Below are 23,032 nucleotides of genomic sequence, written 5' to 3' on the forward strand. Positions count from 1 at the left end.
GACAAGATAGTCTGCGTATGATCCGAATTTTAGCTTGCAAGTCACTGACGTATATAACTGTATTCGACACGGGGTATCTGTGCTAATTAACATCCTTAACACATAAAAGCGCTCTAAAATAGCTTGTCATACTATCTTAGAGCGCTTTTTGACTAGTACCTGAGCGTGCAAATCAACTAAACAACTCCCCCGTACTCGTATTGCCGCGCAAATGCTGAGGCATTTGCCTACCTAAATGCAAGTAGGCAGCTTCGGTGGCCTCGCGGCCGCGGGAAGTGCGCTTGATGTAGCCTTCCTGAATCAGGAACGGTTCGTACACTTCCTCAATTGTTTCGCCTTCTTCACCGCAAGCCGTAGCAATGGTGCTGATGCCCACTGGGCCACCTTTGAACTTATCGATGATGGTGCTCAGGATACGTTTGTCCATGTCGTCGAGGCCACGGGCGTCTACGTCAAGAGCGTTGAGGGCAAACTGGGCTATTTCCACCGTGATGGTGCCTGTTCCCTTAATCTGGGCGAAGTCGCGGGTGCGACGCAGCAAGTTGTTGGCAATACGGGGCGTACCGCGCGAGCGGCGCGCAATTTCGTAGGCAGCATCCTCGTAAATCGGCGTGCCCAGGATTTCAGCAGAACGCTGCACAATGCTGGTCAGCAGTTTGGCATCGTAGTACTCCAGGCGCGAATTGATGCCGAAACGCGCCCGCAACGGCGACGTAAGCAGGCCCGAGCGGGTAGTAGCACCAATGAGCGTGAAGGGCGACAGCGAAATCTGCACCGAGCGCGCATTCGGACCCGAATCGAGCATGATGTCGATGCGGTAGTCCTCCATAGCCGAGTACAGGTATTCTTCTACCACCGGGTTAAGGCGGTGAATCTCGTCAATGAAGAGTACGTCGTGCGGGTCGAGGTTGGTGAGCAAGCCGGCCAGGTCGCTGGGCTTGTCGAGTACCGGGCCGCTGGTCATTTTGATGCCCGCGCCCAACTCGTTGGCAATGATGTGCGACAGCGTGGTTTTGCCCAGGCCGGGAGGTCCGTGCAACAGCACATGGTCGAGGGCATCGCCGCGGCGTTTGGCGGCGGCCACAAAGATTTTCAGGTTCTCGACTACCTTGTCCTGTCCGGCAAAGTCGTCGAAGCTAAGCGGGCGCAGGGCCTTGTCAATATCTTTGTCCGTGGCGTCGTAGTGCTCGTCGCCGCCAGTAAGGAAGGGTTCACGCATATGCAAAGGTAAGCGGATTGTGGTTGGCTATAGAACAGCACCATTTCGCAATTTGTCCCATTACATTAGCATTTTTTCAACTGGCACAGACATTACTAATACCAATAGTATAAATGAAACAAAAAACCGCGCTGGCGTTTCGAATATGAAGCGCCAACGCGGTTTTCTGCTGAGTGGGATCTAGGGCAACAGCTGTGCCCGTATTACTTATTGATAGGAAACTTCTGGCTCCAGGCTCTTGGCATGATTCACAATATCAGCCATTTGCAGCATATCAGGCACAGCATTTACTACTTGGTGTTCCTTATTGAGGGCTACGAGCTTGCTGTGCAGGCTGAACGGCGAGCGGCCCCGCAGATCGAGCATGGTGGTGATGCCGGCTTGCTCTAAGAGAGCGGTCAGGCCAGGCTCCAGCCCGTCGATACGCGACAAGTCAGCGTAGTTTACCCATTTAAAGATCTTCATTTCCTCGATACCCGTGTTGCGAGCCAGCTCGCGGCGGTCGGCGGGTGTACGTGCTGCGCGCAGTAGCGCGTCTGACGTCATAATGCCTTCCTGCTCGAGGGTAGCTGCTTGTTTAGCCGAAATACTTTTGATAGAATTGATTTGATAGTGCATGTGTATGAATTAGGTGAATGATTTATTTAAAATTGATAATACAAAGATACAAAAAATAATATATAAATGCAATTTAAATAGACTGTATTGCCAAATAAAAACTACACATCACAGCTTTTTTTATCATTATAAATAACTGTTACAAAGCACTATAAATTCATATTATTCACTATAATTTATTTTTACAATTTTATATTATGCTTTAATTACAGCAGAGCAAATAATAAATATATAACCCATTTTTTTATTTATTAAAAAGATATACTGAAGCAACAATTCAGTCTTCTTCGCCACCTTTGCACATGCTTTCCTTCACGCACTCGCCTGACCACTCTCTGCGGCCTTTGCCACCTACTACCTATGCCCAACTAGCGCCAGCCTTATCTGCGCTGGGCATGGCTACGCAGCACTTTTTCCAAGTGCCTGCGGCAGCAACGGCTCAGGAAGCCATTACCGCACTCACTCGTCTTGATGCCCCTACCGTAGCCCAACTGGCGGGGCTGGCCTCCACTGCCGAGCTGGAAGAAACAATAGCCACCCGGCCGCTCCGCCTCTACGACTATGTACTACTGGGTAGGGCGGCCCTAATCAGCCCGCTAGGCGCGGCAGTGCGCGCCTACCTGCGGCAGCACATGCAACTCTCGGATGAGGAATTGGAAAGCCTTTTCACGTATTGCCTACAGCTTAGCGCTGAGTTGGAAAATGCGCTAGAGCAGTTTCTGGCCGGCCCGAGTGGCGCGGCGGCCCTGGCACCGCTGCGCCGCCGCCAGCAGCAGATAGAGGCGGTTTTCGAGCAGCACGAAGCTAGTTTACGCCCAGCGTTGCCACCAGCGGCTACCCTGGGTTTCGATGAGGGGCGTTTGCAATTGTTGCGCTTGGCGCTGCTACTCACGCAGGAATTGCGTCATACCACGGCGGCCTCAGCTCACCCTTTACTAAAAGCCCTACCCTCACTTACCACGTTATCCGACTCGGCCATAGAAGCCATTACCACGCGGCTGAGCGCAGTGGAAGCCGGTGAACGGCTCCCGCTAAGCTTACCGGAGCTGGTGCTGCTTTACCAGGTACTGCACGTGTGCGCGCTGGCTTTTGTATCGGATGTGCTGGGCACACTGGGCCTAGAGGATGCCCTACCCCTCGCCGACTACCCTGTGGCGGCTACCCCTGGCACCAGCCGCCAGGCCGTGGCCGCCCTGGCAACGGGTTTTATTGGTTGGGTTGACCGGGAATTTGGCCAAGAGCCCACCGTGCAGCAGGCACGGCAGGAAATAGCGGCGCTGGCTGAGCTATTGGGGTAAAAACATACTGGCGCTCCGTTAAGCTTAACGGGACGCCAGTATGTTGTATCGGTTGACTATATACAGGTCATTTATTTTAATAACCTGACTACCGCAATTTCAGAATTAATTAAGCGAGTACGTTTCCTGCAGGAATAAATGCAACCACGGAATGTCTATAAACATAAGCGCTGTGAGTAAAATGCAGAACAAAACAACGTACAGCATAAACCACTTCCGAGTGTAGAGCTTTTCGGAGCCTTGCACCGGCGAATTCTGCAATAGCCCGAGGCGGAGGTACCAGGCAAATAGCAGCGCAAAGAACGGGAAGCTAATTAGCAGCTCTACCCGGTTTTTGATCAGAAAAATACCTAGGAAGAAAGCCGATGTGAGGGCATAGAAGAACATCGAAATCAGCAGACTGTGCTCGGTGTAGAACTTAAAGGAGCGACGGTACAGGCCGGCCAGCTCGGAGTTGCCGATGAGGCGGTACTCTGCGAAACGCTTGGTAGCCATCAGGAAAGCGCCGCCCATCCAATAGGCAATCAGAATGCTGGATGATGGTAGGCTCCAGAAAAGATCAGCTCCTTTAAAGGTTGACAAATGAAGGGCAGGTGCTACAATAAACCAGCCTAGAGCGAATCTGATTGGGTTATTAACTGATTCCGACAATACATCTAGAAATACTCTTTCCTTCGTACGAAAAGGACGCACGTTGTACATTACGCCCATGAATAGCAAGAAAGCCGATACTAACAGAAACTGTACGGAAATCAGGTAGCCCAGCGTCAGACCCACAGTAGCTAGCAACGCCCATTCTAGATATACTATCGTTGGGTTGACAACGCGCACCACGGATGTGCGCTTCTTCTTCAGTGGGTGAAACTTATCGAATTCAGCATCCAAGTATTCATTGATAACGTAGTTGGCCGATGCTATCAGGCAAGTACTTGCTATTCCCATCAGCAGCTTTAGTACGAAGAATGAGTCGAGATCTAAACGGTAGACGAGCAGGGCGAAAAGGACACCCGGCATCATAAAGACGTTCTTGGCCCAATTGTCGGGACGCGCAATGGCGATGTAGTCGCGTAGGCCCGCTGGCTGCAACGTAGTTGTCTCCTGACTGTCAGTGTCAGAAAGGATAAAAGTGTTTTCCATAAGTCTAGTTGGTGGAGGGGAACAACTGATTTTTCAGAGTGTGATAGAAATCGAATTGGGCAAACGGCTGTTTGTCCACGATGCGGTAGGGCATGTTGGCGCGTTCTGCACACACGCCATCTAATTCCTGCCGGTCGCCAATGAACAGGCATTCTTCCGGTGCTACCTCTAGTTGCTGAGCAATGTAGAGCAGGCCTTCTGGGTTCGGCTTCATGCGGTCAATGAAGGGGTCGGTGGAGCTTACCACGATGTCAGCCTGCAAGCCCATTGCTACCAGCTTGTCGTGCGCGGCGTAATCGGAGTAGATACCGATTTTAATCCCGCGCTGCCGTAGGGTCTCAAAAAAGGTCTGCGTGCCCGGATACACGCACTGCGCCAAATACCGATTGGGGCTGCGGAATATCCACTGCTCTACTGTGCGCTTAATTTTAGGAATAGAATACCCGCCTTTTTCGGCGCACCACGTATACTGAGCGTTTTCCAGATCGGGGCCAACAGCACCAGAGCGCTTTTCCCGCTCTGCCCGAAACTTGCTTAGAATTAACAGTTCTTGCGCCCGCCAAGGACGCAGTGCATAGTAGCCCAACAGTGCATATAGCATCTTGCGACGCAGACGGGACTGATCATAGAGCGTCCCATCTACATCGAATATAACGGCCTTCATTGTGGATAACGCAGGTAGTAGAGTTGAAGACAACGAAAATGCTGTTTGTATGAATCGCGAACAAGTTACGGTTATTGTCATAATACAGTTCAATATAAAAATAACAACATTAATACTGTTTTGTATATTTCAAAGTCACTATTAATGAGTTTAACCGACGCATATTTGATCATGTATTCTACATCTATCGACTGCAAACAATCATTTTTACATCTTTCAATGAACGGTAAATCATTAGTTCATCTGTATTTTTTTTGCATATAACCCATATAAAATATTACTCGTTTTAAGTGAAAATATTTACAACCGCATCCCTTAAGCGTCGCTGCATGGCTATAAGCACTACTTTTTCTCCTATTGCTAATGTTTATTTCATCCGTCAGCGGCTCACCCACGGCGTACTCAGTTGGCAAATCGTTTTCGGACTGCTGTTGAGCTTTGGTGTAGCTCTTCGGCTGTTTCACTTCTTCGACAACCGCTCGCTGTGGATTGATGAAGTGTACGTAGCCAATAGCCTGATTCGGATGGATTTTGAGCAGTTGGCGCAGCCTGCTCTAGAGTACGAACAGAAAGCCCCCATTCTGTTTCTGTGGCTCTGCCGCTTGTCGGTGCTGCTCTTTGGTAAGCAGGAAATGGCGTTGCGACTGGTTCCGCTGCTCTGTTCGCTGGGTGCTTTGGCGCTGTTTGTACCGGTTAGCCGCCGGGTACTGTCGCCGCTGGGTGCGGCTGTGGCCATGGGCATACTGGCACTGGCGCCACCGCTGGTATATCATAGTGTCGAAATCAAGCAGTACAGCGCCGAGCTGCTGGCTACTGTGGTAGCGTTGTATCTCTATCTCCGTTTTTATACAGCGCAGCAATGGCGGCCATTGCTGCTGTGGGCCGTGGGTGGGGCGGCGCTGGTGTGGTTTTCCTACGCCAGCATCTTTATACTGATGGCCATTGCTGGTGCCCTAAGCCTATGGCACTTGTGGCACCGCGACTGGCCGCGCTTCTGGCGACAGTTGGTGCCATTTACCGTTTGGCTGCTCAGCTTCGCGCTCAACTATTTGCTCTTCACGGGCCGCTATACTGAGTCGGGCTGGCTGGTGTATTGGTTTGAAACGCTGGACGCCTTTATGCCCGTAGCCGCTACGCGGGCTGCTGTGCGGTGGCCTTTCTACCAGCTCTACATGGCGCTGGACTATCCCCTTGGTCTTCTGCTAGACCTGCGCACCCTTGGCAGCACGCTGCCGCGCCTGGTGCTGCGCCTCGTGCCGCTGGGGTGTTTGGCGGTGGGTGCTTTTGTGCTTTTTCGGCGGCAGCGGCAACTGTTTCTGGTGTTGCTATTTGCCATTCTGCTCACGGTGGTTGCCTCGGCGCTACGCAAGTATCCGGTGTATGAGCGTCTGATTGTGTTTCTGGCGCCAGTGTTTATTCTGTTTATTGCCAGTGGCTGCGCGGCTATTGGGAATCGTGTGAAAGCGAGTTGGCAGTGGGTGCTACCCCTGCTGCTGCTGTTGCCGCCATTAGCGGCTTCGGCCCGCCAGCTAGCCGACCCAGGATTGTTTGGCGGCTATAAGAAATCGTACTTCCGGGAGGCTTTTCAGTTCATAAATGACCGGTATCAGCCCGGCGATGTGGTGTACTTGAACTGGAACCACGTGCCGCCTTACCGCTATTATAAGCTCGCCTACCCTTTGAAATATAACGCCGTACTGGGTCACGACTACCGGCCGGCTTCGCGCAGCATTCCTACCTACATCGATAAAACAGCTGATGAGTTTGCCGCTGCCACCCAGGGCCACCGGGGTTGGCTGGTGTACGATGAGCTGTACAAGGGTACTATTGGCGACTACGATGGCAAGCCCGCCTGGTACTACCTAGAAAGCGACACCGTACTGTTTCAGCGGCTCAACCGCCGTATCATGACGACCACTCACCGGCCGCGGCAGGCCTCCTACCAGATGCGTACTACGCACGCAAACCTGTTTGGCCTACCCCGCCGCCGCTCTACCCCTCATGTACAGCAAAACTGAAGTCACGCAGCTACGGCAGGCTTTCTGGACCACCTTTGGGCAATACATGGCCCCGGTTCCGTCGGCCGAAGGGCTGCCTACCAACTGGATCAACTACAAAACCGGCCTGAAGCACGTCTACTTCCGCATGCACGCCGATGGGCGCCGGGCCAGCATTGGCATTGAGCTTACCCACCCAGATGCCGGCATCCGGGAGTTGTTCTTCGAGCAATTCAAGGAGGTGCGCCGGTGGCTGGAGGAAGCCACAGGCGAAGCCTGGACCTGGGAGCCCGAAACGCACGACGCCAACGGCCAGCCCATAGCGCGCATCTACCAGGAGCTGGCGCCCGTCAACCTGTTCAACCGCGACGACTGGCCCCGACTGATTTCCTTCTTCAAACCGCGTCTGGTAGCCCTAGACGAGTTCTGGAGCACTGCGCAATATGCCTTCGACGACTTGCGCTGAAGCGTTATACCTCCTGAATGGGTAGGACTACTTCCATTTCCAGGTACAGCCACTCGTCTTCCCAGGCTTTGTGGGTGAGGCGGCCAGCCAATGCGAAATCGGCGTCGAGGAGGCGGGCTACGGTTTCGTTGCGGCCTTCGGGGAGGTAGCCGAGCCACATCGGCTCGGGGCCGGCCGTGTACACGCGCACGGCCCAATCGTCGTAGGAGCTATCGGCCTCGCGCTCCAGCGTCAGGGCCTGGCCTAGCTGTAGCTGCGGCTCGTAGGCCTTCAGGCCCTCGCGGTGGGAGGTGCCGGCAATCAGGCATTCAAGCAAAACCAAGGGCGAAGCAGAAGGAGCAGGTGCGGCAGCCATAGAGGTCAGATCAAATAAATGGATGGGCTAATATAGGCGGATGCTGGGAAGTACGGCCGTGCCCGTCTCCCCAAACCCAATTCAGGGATTATTTAAACGCCTGAATCCCCGTAATATCCGCCCCCGTAATCAGCAGGTGAATATCGTGTGTACCCTCATAAGTAATCACCGATTCCAGGTTCATCATGTGGCGCATGATGGGGTACTCGCCCGTGATGCCCATGCCGCCGTGAATCTGGCGGGCCTCGCGGGCTACCTCTAAGGCCATGTGCACCGAGTTGCGCTTGGCCATACTGATTTGGGCTGACGTGGCCTTGCCTTCGTTTTTGAGCACGCCCAGGCGCCAGGCCATCAATTGGGCTTTGGTAATCTCCGTGAGCATTTCGGCCAGCTTGCGCTGCTGCAGCTGGAAGCCGCCGATGGGTTTGCCAAACTGCTCGCGCTCCAACGAATACTTCAAGGCCGACTCGTAGCAATCAATAGCCGCACCGATGGCGCCCCAGGCAATACCGAAACGGGCCGAGTCGAGGCAGGAGAGCGGGCCTTTGAGGCCTTCCACGTTCGGCAGCACGTTTTCTTTGGGTATGCGCACGTTATCGAACACCAGCTCGCCGGTGCAGGAGGCGCGCAGGCTCCATTTGTTGTGGATTTCGGGGGTAGTGAAGCCTTCCATGCCGCGCTCCACAATCACGCCTTTGATGCGGCCTTCCTCGTTTTTGGCCCACACCACGGCCACCTGGCACTCTGGCGAGTTGCTGATCCAGAGCTTGGCCCCGTTTAGCAGGTAGTAGTCGCCTTTGTCTTCCAACTTCGTGACCATGCCGCCGGGGTTAGAGCCGTGGTCGGGTTCCGTCAGGCCGAAGCAGCCCAGCCATTCGCCCGAGGCCAGTTTGGGTAGGAACTTCTGCTTCTGCTCTTCCGAACCGTATTGGTAAATCGGGAACATCACCAACGAGCCCTGCACCGAGGCCGTGGAGCGCATACCCGAGTCGCCGCGCTCGATTTCCTGCATAATCAGGCCGTAGCTGATATAATCGAGGCCACCGCCGCCGTACTCTGTGGGGATGGTAGGACCGAAGGCACCTACCTCACCAAACTTGCGTACGATTTCGGAGGGGAAATGCGCCTCCTGCGCCCAACGCTCGATATTGGGCGAAATCTCCCGCTTCACAAAGTCCCGAATGGTCTGGCGGATGAGCTTGTGCTCCTCCGTGAGCAGGCCGTCGAGGTCGAAATAGTCGGTGAAGCCAGCAGCATTGGTGGAGCCGTGGGCGCGGTCGGCTTTCTTTTGGGGCGAGAGGATATCGGCTTGGGAAGACATAGACTAGCGGGGTGGGGTTTGGTTGTCAAATATAAGCAAGGGGCTTAGGAAGCAAAAAGCGAGGAATGGGGCATAACTTCCTGTTATGCAGCAAACTAACCGCTATTATAAGTGCAGCAAAATTTCCGAGGTCAAATTTCGCTACTTGTTGCGTCTTTTCGCGCTGGATTTGACGGCTTCGGACGCGGCCCGGCTGACGGGTCTGAGCGTACGCGCGGTCAACGACATATACCTGCGCCTGCGCCACCGGCTGCTAGCTTGCAGCCCGGTGCCGGCTGACCTGGACGGGGCCGTCGAACTGGACGAGAGCTACTTCGGCCCGCGGCGCGTACGCGGCAAACGGGGCCGGGGAGCGGGGGGTAAAACCATTGTCTTTGGCCTGTTCAAACGCGGGGCTCAGGTATACACGGAAATCGTCCCGGATTGCTCGAAAAAGACCCTGCAAGCTATTATTCGGGGTAAGATTGATGTCACGGCGATGGTCAACACCGATGGCTGGCGCGGCTATGATGGCTTGGTGGACGTGGGCTACGACCGTCATTTTCGGGTGCATCATGGGCAGAACGAGTTTGTCCAGGGAGCCTCGCATATCAACGGGATTGAATCATTTTGGAGCTTTGCCAAAGCCCATCTGCAACGCTTCAAGGGCGTGCCCAACCATACGTTTTTACTACACTTGAAAGAGGCCGAGTTTCGCTTCAATCATCGCCACGAAGACCTGTACAAACTCTTACTTAAATTGCTTCGTCAACAGCCCCTCTAATTAGTTTTGCTTCCTAAGCCCCTAAGCAATTGCGAAGGGGCAAATTGTTCCCGTAAACCAAGCAGGAAGCAAGTGCCGGCCGAGCTTTTCCCACCTTTTACCCGACTACCCCCGTACACCTTCTATCCCCTCCTACGCTATACCCGATGAGCCACGAGAAAAAACTAAACGAATTGGAAGCCACTGCTATCTGTGGCAACGACATATCCTCTTCCTGCCTATACGTGTCGGCACTGGCTATTGCGTATGCGGGCCAATACGCGTGGGTAGCTCTGCTGATTGTGGGAGGCGTGCTGTTCTTATTCCGTCGCATTTATGGCGAGGTCGTGGGCGCCCTACCCCTCAATGGGGGCGCCTACAACGTGCTCTTGAACACTACCAGCAAGCGCAACGCGGCCGTGGCCGCCTGCCTCACTATCTTGTCTTATATGGCTACGGCCGTTATTTCGGCCTCCGAGGCCATGCACTACCTGCACACGCTTTGGCACGGCCTACCTATCATCACGGCCACGGTGCTGCTGTTGGGTTTTTTTCTACTACTCACCATCCTAGGCATTTCTGAGTCGGCGGTGGTGGCTGTGGGCATTTTCGTGCTGCATTTGTTCTCACTCACCTTACTGGTGGGCGTCACAGGGTGGTATTTGTTTACGCATGGGCTGAGCACTTTAGTCGAAAACTGGCACATGCCGTTGCAAGGGAGCCTCTCATCGGCGCTTTTCCTGGGTTTCAGCGCGGCTATGCTGGGCATTTCGGGCTTTGAAAGCTCGGCCAACTTTGTGGAGGAGCAAGCTGAGGGCGTATTTCAGAAAACGCTGCGCAATATGTGGGTGGTGGTTACGGTGTTCAACCCCCTGCTGGCGTTGCTGGCCGTGGCTGCGCTGCCGCTAGGCGAGGTGGGTGAGCACACTGAAACTTTGCTTTCCTACCTCGGCACCACTACTGGCGGTCCTTGGCTGGCTACCCTTATTTCGGTGGATGCCGTGGCGGTGCTCAGCGGTGCCGTGCTCACCAGTTTTGTGGGCGTGAGCGGGCTGATGAAGCGCATGGCCCTGGACCGCATCCTACCCCAGTTCTTTCTGAAAGAAAATAAGCGCCAAAGCAACTACATCATCCTCATTACCTTCTTTCTGCTGTGTATATCGGTTCTGCTGATTACGAACGGCGAGCTGGGGCCGTTGGCGGGCGTGTATACCATTTCGTTTCTGTCGGTAATGGCCTTTTTTCGCGTTGGGTAACTTCCTGCTCAAGCGCAAGCGGCCCAACCTACCCCGGCCGGTGTACGCAGGTGTCGTTACGGTGGCGTTGGCGCTGGTGGGCGTTGTCACGGCGCTGTACGGCAACATCCGCATCCGGCCCGATTACTTAGTGGTTTTCCTGCAATACTTCGTGCCATCCATGCTAGTGGTGGCGGCCATGCTGAATCGCACGGCCATTCTAAACCTTATTCTAGCTGGCGCAGAGTCGTTTGCCAAACACTCGCCCCGCGTTTCGCGCCTTACGCAGGTTACCATTAAGCGGCAGCTACACGAGCTGAATCGCCAGGAATTCGTATTCTTCACCAAGGGTGACAACGTATCGAACCTCAATAAAGTCATGTCCTACGTGGTCGAAAACGAGTTTACCAACCGTCTTAAAATTGTGACGCTGCTACGTGAGGGCGAAACGTTTTCCCAGGATTTGCTCCGAGATATTAAAGTATTAGACCGTGCCTACGAGGAAATCGTGATTGACTTTGTACCGCTCAAAGGCCAGTTCGGACCCGCCCTCATCGACCAGCTCTCGCAGGAGTGGAACATCCCCAAAAACTTCATGTTCATCGGCTCTCCCGGCGACCGGTTCCCCTACCAGATTTCTGAGTTGGGTGGCGTGCGCTTGATTATCTGAACCACGGATTCGCTCGGATTTATTGGATGACACGGATTTTGTGGACGATTCCTCCAACTTATCACCGTACAGGAGACAACAAAAAAGCCTCGCAAACTGCGAGGCTTTTTTGTTGATAATGGGCGCTTTTTCGGAAAGGAAAACCGTCCACGAAATTCGTGTCATCCGATAAATCCGAGCGAATCCGTGGTCTAGAAATTGACGCCTACCGACGCTAGGAAATTACGCGTAGCCTGCGGGAAGTACCAGTTGAACGTGTCGAGGCCGCCGCTGGCGCCGAGGTAGCTGTAGGTGTAGCCGTTGGCTACGTAGCGACGGTTTAGCACGTTATTTACTAGCAAACCCAACTCAATTTCCTTCACAAACTTTGGCCGGATGGTGTAGCGCGCCCGGAAATCGAGCACTTGGTAGGGCTTGATGCGCCGGTCCTCGTTGGTGGTGTTGTCGAGGTACTGGCGGCTCACGGTTTTGTAGAGCAGCGCCAGGCGCAGGCCCGGCAGCGGCTGCCCCTCCAGCGTGTGCGCCGATACTACCGAAGGCGAGTAGGAAATGGTGCTCGTGCGCGGCGCTTCCGTCACGGGGTTGTAATCAGCGTCGTAACTGATGCCCTGATAATTCAGAATGCGGTTTTGGCTGACCGTGAGCGTGCTGCTCAGGCTTAGCTTATCATTGATAGAGGCAAACTCCGTTAGCTCTACCCCACGCCGGTAGCTACGAGCTACATTAGTCCGCAGAGGCGTGCCCACATCGTTGAGCTGGCCGGTGGCTACCAACTGGTTGCGGTAGCTCATATAAAACCCGTTAATCTCAACGCGCACGGTGGCTGGAAAGCCTAACAATCGACCATTGGCGCGAGTGAAGCGGTAGCCGCCCTCCCAGTCGTTGAGGCGCTCGGCTTTAGCGCCTACATCGCCGGCAGGACGGTCGGTGAAGTCGGAGCGTACGGGCTCGCGTTGGCCCACGGCAAAGCTGGCGTAGAGCTGCTGCCCTTCGGCCAGGGCGAAGGTAGCGCCGGCTTTGGGGTTGAAGAACGTGTAGCGGGCGCGGGTGCGCACGTCGTTCTGCTCATCCTCCACGCCATCAATAGTATACGTGATGTGGCGCACCTGCATGTCGCCGTACACGCCCAACTTGGGTAGCACTTGCCAGGTGGCGCGGGCGTAGGCGTTGTAGTCGGTTTTGCGGGCGTTGTTGAAGTAGTAGCGCTGGCGAATGGTGCTGTTGGAAGCGTACTGCGCCCAAATCACTTCGCCGTAGTGGTCGTTATCAAACTGATTCCAGGCGCCGCCTATGTTGGCTTGCAGCTTGCCATCGCGGGGCTGGTAGTTGAGCGCGAAGGTGCCGCCGTAGAAGTAATTATCCAGCCATTTGCGGTCTACTAGGTTGGTGCGCGTGATGGTATCGCCGCCGATAATCACGTTTTGCAAGCCATAATCGGTGAAGCGGCGGCGGGCGCGGTAGCTCTCGTAGTAGCCAAAACCGCGCGTAAGGTGCAGGGCCGCGCCCACGTTCCAGTCGGGACCCAACTGCTGGGAAAGGTGCAGTTGATAGTGGTTTTGCTGGTAGTTGTCGGTTTGGTTGTCGTAGGTGTAGTAGCTGTAGCGCCTACCCTCGCGGCGCACGCGCTCGGCATCAGCTTCGCTCAGCTCGCCGTTGTCGATGTAGTTCTGAAGCAGAGTCTGGTTGCCAGTAATGGCCGGTTCGGGCACACCGTTCCAGGCCTGGTAGGTTTTCTCGCGGCCCGAGAAGGTAATGAACTTCAGCATGGTATTCTTGCCCTGGTAGCCCGCCGCAAAGTAGTACGACTTCAAATCCGACGACGCTCGATTCATATAGCCATCCGTGGCAATGCGCGACAGGCGGCCATCTACCGTGAAGTGGCCATTAATCAGGCCGGTGCCAAACTGCACGTTGTTTTTCCAGGTGTTAAAAGAGCCGTAGGTGTTTTGCGTTTCGGCGTAGGCCTCGCGGCGCACATCCAGGGTAGAGATGTTGATGCTGGCTCCGAAGGCCGCGCCGCCGTTCTGACTGGTACCTACCCCCCGCTGCACCTGCAAGGAATTAACGGAAGACGCCAGATCCGGCAAATTCACCAAAAACGACCCGTGCGACTCCGCATCGTTCAGCGGCACCCCGTTGATGGTCATGTTGATACCCGTGTTGCTGGTGCCCCGAATACGGATATCGGTGTAGCCCACGCCCGCCCCGGCATCGGAATTGACCACCACCGAAGGCGTTTGGTCGAGCAGGTAGGGCAGGTCTTGGCCGAAGTTGCGCTTGGCTAGGTCTTCCTTGCCCAGGTTGGTGTAGGCGGTGGCCGTGCGCTCGTTGGCGCGTTGGGCCGTTACGAGGGCCTCGCCGGTGAGCACACCGCCGGTCTGCAACGGCACTGTGAGGCGCTGCGCGGTGGCTTGCCCCTGCACGGTGCGCGTGATGGGGTCGTAGCCCACAAACGTGATGCGGAGCGTGTGTGCGCCAGCTGGCACAGCGGGTAGGGAGAAGCCGCCGGCCGCGTCGGTTACCACGCCGGTAGCGCCGTCGAGCAGTACGGTAGCGCCGGGTAGCGGCGTGCCTGTGCGGGCATCGGTGATGATGCCGGACACGGGACCTTGCGCCCAGGCCGCTACGGGCAGCGCCAACAGCGCGGTGCCCAAAACCAGTACATTTTTCAAGAATGCAAAAGCAGAAAAGTGGAACGGGCCCGGTGCCAGGGGTCGGCACCACTCGGGTTTTCACGTTCGCGGATCGTCTGTTCCCTTCGCCGGCATTATCCGGATCAGGTTCAATGGGTATGATCTCAGCCACTGGCCGCCAATAGGCGGGGTAGCACCCCTAAACTATGCAGCAAAAGTAGGCGCTGCACCGGCCAGTTACAAGCAGAAGCACGCGGCTATTTTTCTTTCGCGCCAGAACTTCGTATCTTGGGTAGACGCGGGCGGAGGGGTTGAAAAAGTGACTTTTTCCGAAAACAACTCGGCCCCGACTGCCGTTAGTTAACTGACTGACAGTAGTCTTTCGTCGTCCTTTCCCTCGTCGATTCACCCACCTGCTTCCGCCATGATCAGTCTGATCTATACCCTTCTGGTCTTTGCCGTACTGGCGTATTTCCTGGTGATGCCCAAGCGGCGTTTCCTACGTCCCCCCTACCCCGATAACGACGACGAAGGCGGCGAGCCCCTCGACGACGGCCTACCCGACCTAGATTTGCCGCCCGGCATCACCCGCCCCATCAACGATTGGGAGCCCGATTACAACCGGGGCGTACCCACGCGCCCGGCCGCACCGCTGGTGTAGCCGCTGGCTTTCCCCTCAAAAAACAAGAACCCCTTCTAGTGGGCTGGCTTTCTCTCAATTCGTGGCTGAAAGAGAGAGCCTACCCTCAAAAGGGGTTCTTTGCGTGTAAGCCCCTCAGGGCGGACGCTACGGCAAGCGGCGCTGCATCCGCACGTACGGAATCGGACCTTTATAGAATACCTCCCTTTCCGGCTCCATCCCAAAACGCCGGTAAAAATCAGCGGCCGACTGGCGCGAGTTGCACCAAATGACGTGTGCGCCCAAGCGAATGGCCTCGCCTAGCACGTGCGTGAGCAGCGCCGTGCCAATGCCCTGCCCCTGGAAATCGGGTTGGGTAGCAAACTTGCGAAACCGCGCCTCGCCCCGCGCATCCACAAACAACGAAATCACCGCTACCAGGTTCTCTCCTTCAAACACCCCAAAATGGTGTCCATCAGCATCTTCCGGCAGTTGCACGTATGCCAACGGTTTGTCGGGCCACAGTACCTGGTGGCGCAGGGCGTGGGTTTGCTCGGGGGTGATAGGTTGGATATGCATGCGCGAGCTACTAGGTAGTTGAATGTTTTTTCTCTGTCATCCTGAGTGAAGCGAAGGACTTTCTTACGTGAGAACGAGTCATTGTTATGTCGGTTGTTCTAGCGTGAGAAGGTCCTTCGCAAGCTCAGGATGACAGGGAAAAAGAGGATGACAGAGAAATGAATTTACTGCACAGCAATAGAATACGCGGCATTGAACTCCTGGCCGGGAGCCAAGGTCAGAATACCTTCCTTATCAGCTAGTTCCACGGGGGTACCTACTGTGCTGGCAATGCCTTGCCAGGGCTCTACACACACAAACTCGGCGCCGGGGCCTTTGGTCCAGAGGCCGAGGTAGGGAAAGCCGTCGAAGCGCAGACGCACGGCGCGGTCGGAGCGGGAATTGCGCAGCGTAATGGTAGAAAAGTCGAAATGCTTGAGCACCAGCGCATCGTCTTTGAACAAGTCGTACGTCAGCGGCAGCTCGGTTTGCTGATTTAGCACTGGCTCCGTTTCGCCGGAGAGTAGGCCGCCTTGCAGCAAGTACCGCTCGAACGTAACGGGGTGGTCGAAATGGAAAGTGTAGTCCTCAAACGTTTCGCCAGGCAGCAGCGGGCACCGGAACGCCGGGTGTGCCCCGATGCTGAACAGCAGCTCCTGATTGGTGGCGGGGTTCAGCACTTGCCAGCGCACGTCCAGGGTTAGCTCGTGCAGGTGGTAGGAAATCCGCAGCACAAAATCGAAGGGGTATACCTGCTTGCTCTGTTCGTCGGCGTGTAACTCAAATGTCAGTTCGGTTTCCGTTTGCTGTACCAAGGCAAATTCCCGGTCACGGGCGAAGCCGTGTTGGGGCAATTTATACTCTTTGCTCTGATGCAGGTAAGTGTCCTGCGGCAGCTTGCCAACGATAGGGAACAGCACCGGCGCGTGGCGGCCCCACACGGCCGGGTCGGCCTGCCACATATATTCCAGCTCAGGCGGGTTCTGTTGCGAATCGGTACGGACGAAGCTAGCCAGCTCGGCTCCTTTGGTGTTGATCGTGACGCGGCAGTGGTCGTTGATGAGCGTGTGTTGCATGGGTTGGGGTAGGGATATGAGCTATGGGGCTTTCGAAAGAACGTTTGTATCCAGAACGTCATTTCGAGCTTGTCGAGAAATGACGTTCTCATTAGTATAGCCGTAGTAATGTATACGCAGATCGGCGCTTACTAACTATTCCGCAGCAACGCATCCACTGCCGCTACAGCCCGTGCCAGCCGCTCAGTCGGCGGCCCACCTACTTCCACAAATTGGCTGGGTATGCCCTGCAATTCCCGCCGGTACCACTCATAGAAATACTGACGCTGCGCGGGGTCCGGGTGTTCGCGCAGGGGGTCGGGCTCCCAGGGCAGGTCCACGTCGAGCAGTAAGGTCAAGTCGTGGGGATGTTGGTGCAGGTGGTCGGTAATCCAGGTAGGACACTGCCCGAAAGCGTGCTCGGCCCAGATTTTTATCACCAACAAATCGGTATCAAAAAATACCACCGGTTTGCCGGCCGCCGCCGCTTCGGCCGTGGCTTGAGCTTCGGCGGCAAGTTGGCCGCGGGCAATGGCCTCTAGGTCGGGCAGGGTGTAGGCAGGGCCGCGTTGATCGAGGTAGGCGCGAGCATACTCGGGCGCGTGGGCGGTGCCGTAGTGCGCGGCCAGCAGGCGGCTCAGCGTGCTTTTGCCCGTCGATTCGGGGCCGGTGAGGGAAACGCGTAGCATTTAGATGGCTGAATTGGAGGTGCCAGTAGCTTGCGCTACCTGAGCAGCGCGTTTCCACTCCACGTAGCCATACACGGCCAGCACGAGGTACAATGCGTAAAGGCCGCTGGTAGGGTAGAGCTGTTTGTGCCACAGAATAGGCACATACAAGGCATCGACACCAATCCACAGCAACCAGTTTTCCAGGCGCTTACGCATCATCAGATACTGCGCGGCCAGGCTTATGGCCGTGGTCAGGCTGTCGAGGTAGGGAATGGTGTCGTCGGTGTAGTGTTGCAGGTAGTAGCCGAAGCCACCCGTGAAAGCGGCCGCGCCCAGCGCGAGCAGCAGCCACTCCTGAGGGCGCGTGCGCGACACCGTTAGCTCGGTGCGGCGGGCGCCGCCGTAGAGCCATTCGTACCAACCGTACAGGCTCAACAGGATGAATACGACTTGCAGGTTGCGGTCGGCGTAGAGCTTGCTGTCGTGGTAAACCAGAATGTAGAGCGTACAGCTCACAATGGCTACCGGGAAGTTCCACAGCGATTCGCGGGCGGCCAGCCACACGCACAAAAACCCCGTGACAACGGCTACCCATTCCAGCGGCGTGTTGCCCACGGCGGCCGTCCAGAATTCGTACAGAGAATGCAGCAAAACAACGCGTGTTTGAGTGAGCACCCAACCGGGTGCGGCCAAAGCTACCCAAACCTACCGAGCCGCGCCGTATTTTTGCAACCTACCTTTCCTCGCTACCTATGCTGCCTGACCTCACGCCCTCCGACCTGCACGCCCGCCAGCAACGCGGCGAAACTTTCCAGCTCATCGACGTGCGTGAGCCCATGGAGTACGACTACTGCCGCATCGAGGGCAGCCACCTGATTCCGCTAGGCGAGTTGCCGCGCCGCACCGAGGAAATAGCCACCGACCGGCCCGTAGTGCTCATTTGCCACCACGGTGTGCGCTCTATGCAGGCCCTGGCGTTTTTGCAGCATCGCCACGGCCTCACCAATTTGCTCAATCTGAAAGGCGGCATCGACGCTTGGAGCCGCGATGTAGACCCTGAGGTAGCGGTGTATTAGCAGTGTTGATTGCTAAAAATTGAATTGAAATACGTCTATCATCCTGAGCCTGCGAAGGACCTTCTCACGGCAGAACGAGTCATTGGTAGTTGATACTAAATGACGAGAACGACTTCGTGTGGTAGTGTTCCAGCTGTGAGAAGGTTCTTCGCAGGCTCAGAATGACAAACGTATTACAGTAACTACTCCACTAGCCACCCGTGCATCTCCCCGACCTCCCCATCCGCGCTGCCCTACCCGAGTTGCTTGCTACCCTCGGCCACAACGCCTGCGCGGTGTTACAGGCCCCGCCTGGCGCGGGCAAAACCACGCTGGTGCCGTTGGCCCTGCTCGAAGCCGACTGGATGCCGTCCGGCGGGCGCATTATTGTACTGGAGCCGCGGCGGCTGGCGGCGCGGGCGGCGGCCACGCGCATGGCGCAGTTGCTGGGTGAACCAGTCGGCCAAACCGTGGGCTACCGCATGCGCCTGGAAAGCAAAGTCTCCGCGAAAACGCGGATTGAGGTAGTCACGGAAGTGATTCTGACGCGCCAACTTCAGGACGACCCCGCGCTGGAAGGCGTGGCAGCCGTGCTGTTTGATGAGTTTCACGAGCGGAGCTTGCAGGCTGACCTTGGCTTGGCCCTGGCACTAGACGCACAGGCCGTACTCCGCCCCGATTTGCGGTTGCTAGTGATGTCGGCTACGCTGGAGGCCGAGCGGTTGGGTGCTTGGCTGAGCGCGCCGGTGGTGCGTAGCGCTGGTCTTAGCTACCCCATCGAGACGCACTACCTCACGCCAGCGCGGGCGGGCAGCGCCAGCCGCCGGCCCCACGAGCGGCTGCAAGACCTGATGCCCGCCGTTATCCGCGAAGCCCTGACCACCCACGCCACCGGCGACGTGCTGGCCTTTCTGCCCGGCCTAGCCGATCAGCGCCGCGTGGCCGAGCGCCTGGCCCCTACCCTCGCTCCCACCACCGACCTGCACGTGCTACACGGCGAACTACCTTTGGAACAGCAGGATGCTGCCCTGCGGCCAGCGTCAGCCGGCCGGCGCAAAGTGGTATTGGCCACCAGCATCGCCGAAACCAGCTTAACCATTGAGGGCGTGACGATTGTGGTAGACGGCGGCTATGCCCGCGTGCCGCAATTTGAGCCGCGCACTGGTCTTTCTACCCTCACTACCCAGCCCGTAAGCCAAGCCGCTGCCGACCAGCGCCGGGGCCGCGCCGGCCGCCTTGGTCCCGGCACCTGCTACCGCCTCTGGACCGCCGCCGACCATCACCAGCTACCCGCCTACCTCGCACCCGAAATCCTGACGGCCGACCTGAGCGCCCTGGCCCTGGAGCTGGCACTTTGGGGTGCCTACGATGCCCAGGCCCTGCGTTGGCTCGATGCGCCGCCCACCGCCGCGCTGGCTTTGGCCCGCGAACTATTGGTGCGGCTTCATGCCCTCCAACCCGATGGCCGCCCTACCCCCCACGGCCGGGCACTGGCAGGGCTTGGGCTAGCACCGCGCCTGGCGCACTTAGTGGTGCGAGGCAAAGAGGTAGGGCAAGGCCCCACAGCCTGCGCCCTGGCCGCCCTTCTCACTGAGCGCGACCTGCTGCGCCCCACCGACGGCTCCTTTGGGCCGCCCGATGTGCGCCTGCGCCTGGAAGCGCTGGAAACCGGCCGGGCGCCCCTACCCGGCCTGCACCCCGACCAGGACACGCTGCGCCGCGTACGCGAAGCTGCTACAGTCCTGCGCCGCCGGGCCGGGGTAGAAGCTACTTCCTTGGAACCCGACGCGGCCGGCCTACTCACGGCCCTCGCCTACCCCGACCGCCTCGCCCAGCGCGAAACGCCCGAACGCGTGCGCTTGGTATCGGGCCAGCGGGCGACGTTGCCGGCGGAGTTTTTCAGCGCCAGCGACACGTTTTTTGCCGTAGCTACGCTGGATGGCGTGGCCGCGCAGCCACGAGCCGGACTGGCCGCGCCCGTTAGTCGCGCCGAGCTCGAACAGCACTTCGCCTACCTCATCGAAGCACAGGAGCAGGTGCGTTGGGACGATATCGCTGGCCGCGTGGTGGCCCGCCGCACGCAACGGTTGGGTGCACTGGTTCTAGCTGAATCTGCCCTACCTCAGCCCACGCCAGAAACGGTGGCTACCGTAGTGCTCGACCATCTGCGGGCCGATGGCATCAGTCGGTTGCCGTGGACGGAGGCGGCTACGCAGGTGCGGGAGCGGCTGGCGTTTCTGCACCACCTGCGGCCCCAGCAGTGGCCCGAGGTATCGGATGCAGCGTTGCTGGAGGCGCTACCTGAGTGGCTGGGGCCGTTCCTGGATGGCGTGCGCTCCACCGCCGACATCAACAAGCTAGACCTAGGCGAGACCTTGCTGAACTGGCTGCCCGACGGCTGGGCACAGCGCCAAGAGCTGGACCGCCTCGCCCCTACCCACCTGGAAGTCCCCACCGGCTCGCGCATCCGCCTCGACTACCACGACCCCACCGCGCCTGTGCTGGCCGTGCGCTTACAGGAGGTCTTTGGCCTGCTCGACACACCCATGGTAGGCGGCGGCGCGGTGCCGCTCACCCTACACCTGCTCTCGCCCGGCTACCGCCCCGCCCAGGTGACCCGCGACCTACGCAGTTTCTGGACCAGCAGCTACTTCGAGGTGCGCAAGGAACTACGCGGCCGCTATCCCAAGCACTACTGGCCCGAAAACCCATTGGAAGCACAGGCTATTCGAGGCACCAAAAAGCAGAACGGGTTGTAGGCAGGCAGCATCTTTTTGCGGTTTTGCTACCCTGATGCAGAGTCTTTATATGATCTTCCTAGAAGCATTGGAGATAATGCTATTTACACAAGTAATGGAGTAGCTGCGTAGCGGCTCCAGTTTTGTAGTACGCCACGAATAAGGGATGCGCGGCGCGTTAGAATCGATATTTTTCTACAAACCTATAGCCGCTACGCGGCTATTCTACAACTTATGTCAATTAATATTAATAAAGTAAGATATTTTGGCATTACACTTGAATAAGCGGGCCTTATTTGATCTATCCACTTTCCACTGTTGCCTTGTATGCTTAAATCTTACGTGCCTGCCCTTTTACTAACAGTAACCGGGGCCTTGCTGAGTCGCCCGAGCGTGGCCCAGTACACCCCTACCAAATGGGCATTTTACTTCGAAGCCGGCCCCAAAATCAGTGACTTTCGCGCTATGTCGTACGGGGGAACGTATAGCCCGCGGTCAGCCTCGCTCGTGTTCCCGGAGGATCAGCGTAAAATAACGATACGCAACACGTTTTCGGGCTTTATGCAGGTGAAGGCCTTCAAGCCACTGTCGGAGCGTGTGGTGCTGGCGGCCACGCTGGGGCTGGACATGCAGCACCTGAACTACAAAACCGGCTACACCCAAACGGTGGTCAACGACATCATTACGGCCTATGAAAATCAGCATATCAGCCGCCTGCTCGCCCGCGCCCGCGCCGACTGGGGCATCTACTACCGGTTCAACTTGGGCACCTCGGCCCACCTGATGCCCGGCGTGGCGGTAGGGCAAATGGTCAACCTCAGCCACAACGGCTACAGCTATACCTTCATTCAACCCGGCCTCTATTTCACCAACGACTGGCTGCTGCTGTCCGCCACGGTTTCTGACACGCCCTACAACGTGCTGATTCCGGGTGCCTCGCGCTTCGAAGGTGAGCTTAATGGTCCTTATACATACGATGCGGAGTACCGCATCCGGGAGTTTCAGCTAAGCGTTGGTGCAAAGTTCTAGCTACAATTTTTCGTTGCTGAAAAACCGAAAAGCCCCGCAGCTAAACGCTACGGGGCTTTTTTCGACGTACTAGCAACATTATTTATCCTCCGGGAAATCAGCTGAGTTTCCTAGCTCTTCCACTTGCGCCAGCTCTTTTACCAGCTCCGTGAACTTGTCGCGGGCACCTTTCACAGCAGCTTTGCCAATGGGCAGGTGCAGGGGTGGATTTTCCTCACGCACCAAATCGTACATGATTTGCGCGGCGCGGTCGGGGTCGCCGGGCTGCTTACCACTGTAGCTCTGAATGCCTTTCAGGTTTTCGCCTACCGTAGAGCGGTAGTCCTCAATGTTGGTATCCACGTAGGTAGCTGAGCCACCGGCCCACTCTGTACGAAAGCCGCTGGGCTCAATATTGGTAACTTTGATACCAAGCGGTTTCACTTGCTGGGCCAGGCTTTCGCCAATAGCTTCGAGCGCAAATTTTGACGCGTTGTAGATACCTACCCCCGGGAAGGTTTTCAAACCGCCTACGCTGGTAATGTTGAGCACGTGGCCGCTTTTCTGCTCGCGCAGGTGGGGCAGCACGGCGCGCAGCACACGTAGCGGACCAAACACGTTCACGTCGAATTGGCGCTGTACTTCTTTGTCATCAATTTCTTCGATGCTGCCCAATGAGCCGTAGCCTGCGTTGTTCACTACGACATCTATGTGGCCCAGCGCGTCGATGGACTGCTGAATTGCCTGCTGCACCTGCGCCTCGTCCGACACGTCGCACAGTACGCCCAGGCCTTGCTCGCCGGCTTTCTTCGTGAATTCGTCTACTTGTTCCTGTTTGCGGAAGGTAGCGGCTACTTTATCACCTTTTTTGAGGAGTAAATCGGCTAGCGACGCACCGAAGCCGGTGCTAACGCCGGTTATAAACCAGTTTTTTGTAGTTGCCATGAGGGGTGGAGTTATAAGTAAGAAGTCA

At 56.7% G+C, this 23,032-nt stretch carries 22 protein-coding genes and 1 riboswitch; of the genes, 10 read left to right on the plus strand and 12 right to left on the minus strand.

Features of this window, described 5'->3' with window-relative positions; genetic code table 11:
• Positions 1 to 172: 172 nt before the first annotated feature.
• Together ruvB and F1C16_RS13985 are read right to left on the minus strand one after the other, a co-directional pair.
• On the minus strand, positions 173 to 1,219 hold the full coding sequence (gene ruvB / locus F1C16_RS13980; protein ID WP_185281254.1) for a Holliday junction branch migration DNA helicase RuvB: 1,047 nt from the start codon (positions 1,217 to 1,219) through the stop codon (positions 173 to 175).
• 207 nt (positions 1,220 to 1,426) lie between these two features.
• A complete protein-coding gene (locus F1C16_RS13985; RefSeq protein ID WP_185281255.1) occupies positions 1,427 to 1,837 on the minus strand; it encodes a DUF4332 domain-containing protein in 411 nt (136 codons plus the stop codon).
• A gap of 302 nt (positions 1,838 to 2,139) precedes the next feature.
• On the opposite strand from F1C16_RS13985, the gene F1C16_RS13990 reads away from it, so the two are divergent.
• Positions 2,140 to 3,135: a hypothetical protein gene (locus F1C16_RS13990; protein ID WP_185281256.1), complete on the plus strand. Its 996-nt coding sequence runs from the start codon at positions 2,140 to 2,142 to the stop codon at positions 3,133 to 3,135.
• 105 nt (positions 3,136 to 3,240) lie between these two features.
• Here the strand turns inward: F1C16_RS13990 and F1C16_RS13995 are convergent, their stop codons facing one another.
• Together F1C16_RS13995 and F1C16_RS14000 are read right to left on the minus strand one after the other, a co-directional pair.
• Complete coding sequence (locus tag F1C16_RS13995) at positions 3,241 to 4,272, minus strand: UbiA family prenyltransferase (protein ID WP_185281257.1); 1,032 nt, start codon at positions 4,270 to 4,272, stop codon at positions 3,241 to 3,243.
• A gap of 4 nt (positions 4,273 to 4,276) precedes the next feature.
• Positions 4,277 to 4,936: an HAD family hydrolase gene (locus F1C16_RS14000; RefSeq protein ID WP_185281258.1), complete on the minus strand. Its 660-nt coding sequence runs from the start codon at positions 4,934 to 4,936 to the stop codon at positions 4,277 to 4,279.
• 329 nt (positions 4,937 to 5,265) lie between these two features.
• Here F1C16_RS14000 and F1C16_RS14005 point away from each other — a divergent pair, with 329 nt between their 5' ends.
• On the plus strand, positions 5,266 to 6,954 hold the full coding sequence (locus F1C16_RS14005) for a glycosyltransferase family 39 protein (protein WP_185281259.1): 1,689 nt from the start codon (positions 5,266 to 5,268) through the stop codon (positions 6,952 to 6,954).
• Positions 6,938 to 7,399 carry a DUF4268 domain-containing protein gene (locus F1C16_RS14010; protein ID WP_185281260.1) on the plus strand — a complete coding sequence of 154 codons (462 nt, stop codon included), beginning with the start codon at positions 6,938 to 6,940 and terminating at the stop codon, positions 7,397 to 7,399. Before F1C16_RS14005 ends, F1C16_RS14010 begins: the two co-directional genes overlap by 17 nt.
• Before the next feature lie 4 nt (positions 7,400 to 7,403).
• On the opposite strand, the gene F1C16_RS14015 is transcribed toward F1C16_RS14010, so the two are convergent.
• Both F1C16_RS14015 and F1C16_RS14020 read right to left on the minus strand, forming a co-directional pair.
• Positions 7,404 to 7,754, minus strand: a complete 351-nt coding sequence (locus F1C16_RS14015) for an HIRAN domain-containing protein (protein ID WP_185281261.1) — start codon at positions 7,752 to 7,754, stop codon at positions 7,404 to 7,406.
• Between the two features lie 88 nt (positions 7,755 to 7,842).
• Complete coding sequence (locus tag F1C16_RS14020; protein WP_219733335.1) at positions 7,843 to 9,075, minus strand: acyl-CoA dehydrogenase family protein; 1,233 nt, start codon at positions 9,073 to 9,075, stop codon at positions 7,843 to 7,845.
• Between the two features lie 85 nt (positions 9,076 to 9,160).
• Between F1C16_RS14020 and F1C16_RS14025 the strand changes: the two genes are divergently transcribed.
• The 3 genes from F1C16_RS14025 to F1C16_RS23035 all read left to right on the plus strand — a co-directional run bounded on the left by F1C16_RS14025 (position 9,161) and on the right by F1C16_RS23035 (position 11,722).
• Positions 9,161 to 9,838: an IS1595 family transposase gene (locus F1C16_RS14025; protein ID WP_185281262.1), complete on the plus strand. Its 678-nt coding sequence runs from the start codon at positions 9,161 to 9,163 to the stop codon at positions 9,836 to 9,838.
• 146 nt (positions 9,839 to 9,984) lie between these two features.
• Positions 9,985 to 11,073 (plus strand): APC family permease, encoded by a 1,089-nt coding sequence (locus F1C16_RS23030; protein WP_258048911.1) that lies wholly within the window; start codon positions 9,985 to 9,987, stop codon positions 11,071 to 11,073.
• Complete coding sequence (locus F1C16_RS23035; RefSeq protein ID WP_258048912.1) at positions 11,066 to 11,722, plus strand: hypothetical protein; 657 nt, start codon at positions 11,066 to 11,068, stop codon at positions 11,720 to 11,722. Before F1C16_RS23030 ends, F1C16_RS23035 begins: the two co-directional genes overlap by 8 nt.
• 191 nt (positions 11,723 to 11,913) lie before the next feature.
• Here F1C16_RS23035 and F1C16_RS14035 read toward each other — a convergent pair whose 3' ends face one another.
• Entirely contained in the window at positions 11,914 to 14,394 is a 2,481-nt protein-coding gene (locus tag F1C16_RS14035) for a TonB-dependent receptor (protein WP_185281263.1), read from the minus strand.
• 64 nt (positions 14,395 to 14,458) lie between these two features.
• A riboswitch (TPP riboswitch) is annotated at positions 14,459 to 14,566 on the minus strand.
• Between the two features lie 213 nt (positions 14,567 to 14,779).
• On the opposite strand from F1C16_RS14035, the gene F1C16_RS14040 reads away from it, so the two are divergent.
• Positions 14,780 to 15,016 (plus strand): hypothetical protein, encoded by a 237-nt coding sequence (locus F1C16_RS14040; protein WP_185281264.1) that lies wholly within the window; start codon positions 14,780 to 14,782, stop codon positions 15,014 to 15,016.
• 126 nt (positions 15,017 to 15,142) lie between these two features.
• Here the strand turns inward: F1C16_RS14040 and F1C16_RS14045 are convergent, their stop codons facing one another.
• The 4 genes from F1C16_RS14045 to pnuC all read right to left on the minus strand — a co-directional run bounded on the left by F1C16_RS14045 (position 15,143) and on the right by pnuC (position 17,909).
• Entirely contained in the window at positions 15,143 to 15,553 is a 411-nt protein-coding gene (locus tag F1C16_RS14045) for a GNAT family N-acetyltransferase (protein WP_185281265.1), read from the minus strand.
• 164 nt (positions 15,554 to 15,717) lie between these two features.
• Positions 15,718 to 16,608, minus strand: a complete 891-nt coding sequence (locus F1C16_RS14050) for an aldose 1-epimerase family protein (protein WP_185281266.1) — start codon at positions 16,606 to 16,608, stop codon at positions 15,718 to 15,720.
• A 131-nt stretch (positions 16,609 to 16,739) separates the two neighbouring features.
• Entirely contained in the window at positions 16,740 to 17,276 is a 537-nt protein-coding gene (locus F1C16_RS14055) for an AAA family ATPase (RefSeq protein ID WP_185281267.1), read from the minus strand.
• Positions 17,277 to 17,909 carry a nicotinamide riboside transporter PnuC gene (gene pnuC / locus F1C16_RS14060; protein WP_185281268.1) on the minus strand — a complete coding sequence of 211 codons (633 nt, stop codon included), beginning with the start codon at positions 17,907 to 17,909 and terminating at the stop codon, positions 17,277 to 17,279. It lies immediately after the preceding gene.
• Positions 17,910 to 18,010: 101 nt separating this feature from the next.
• On the opposite strand from pnuC, the gene F1C16_RS14065 reads away from it, so the two are divergent.
• From F1C16_RS14065 to F1C16_RS14075, 3 genes are all read left to right on the plus strand, one after another.
• The gene (locus F1C16_RS14065; protein ID WP_185281269.1) at positions 18,011 to 18,334 is read left to right on the plus strand and encodes a rhodanese-like domain-containing protein; all 324 of its coding nucleotides are present in this window, start codon (positions 18,011 to 18,013) and stop codon (positions 18,332 to 18,334) included.
• A gap of 200 nt (positions 18,335 to 18,534) precedes the next feature.
• The gene (hrpB, locus tag F1C16_RS14070) at positions 18,535 to 21,072 is read left to right on the plus strand and encodes an ATP-dependent helicase HrpB (RefSeq protein WP_185281270.1); all 2,538 of its coding nucleotides are present in this window, start codon (positions 18,535 to 18,537) and stop codon (positions 21,070 to 21,072) included.
• A gap of 306 nt (positions 21,073 to 21,378) precedes the next feature.
• On the plus strand, positions 21,379 to 22,080 hold the full coding sequence (locus F1C16_RS14075) for a hypothetical protein (RefSeq protein WP_185281271.1): 702 nt from the start codon (positions 21,379 to 21,381) through the stop codon (positions 22,078 to 22,080).
• Positions 22,081 to 22,158: 78 nt separating this feature from the next.
• On the opposite strand, the gene F1C16_RS14080 is transcribed toward F1C16_RS14075, so the two are convergent.
• Positions 22,159 to 23,004 (minus strand): oxidoreductase, encoded by an 846-nt coding sequence (locus F1C16_RS14080; RefSeq protein WP_185281272.1) that lies wholly within the window; start codon positions 23,002 to 23,004, stop codon positions 22,159 to 22,161.
• Positions 23,005 to 23,032: the final 28 nt, after the last annotated feature.

The organism is Hymenobacter sp. NBH84 (assembly GCF_014217645.1).
Lineage (GTDB): Bacteria > Bacteroidota > Bacteroidia > Cytophagales > Hymenobacteraceae > Hymenobacter > Hymenobacter profundi.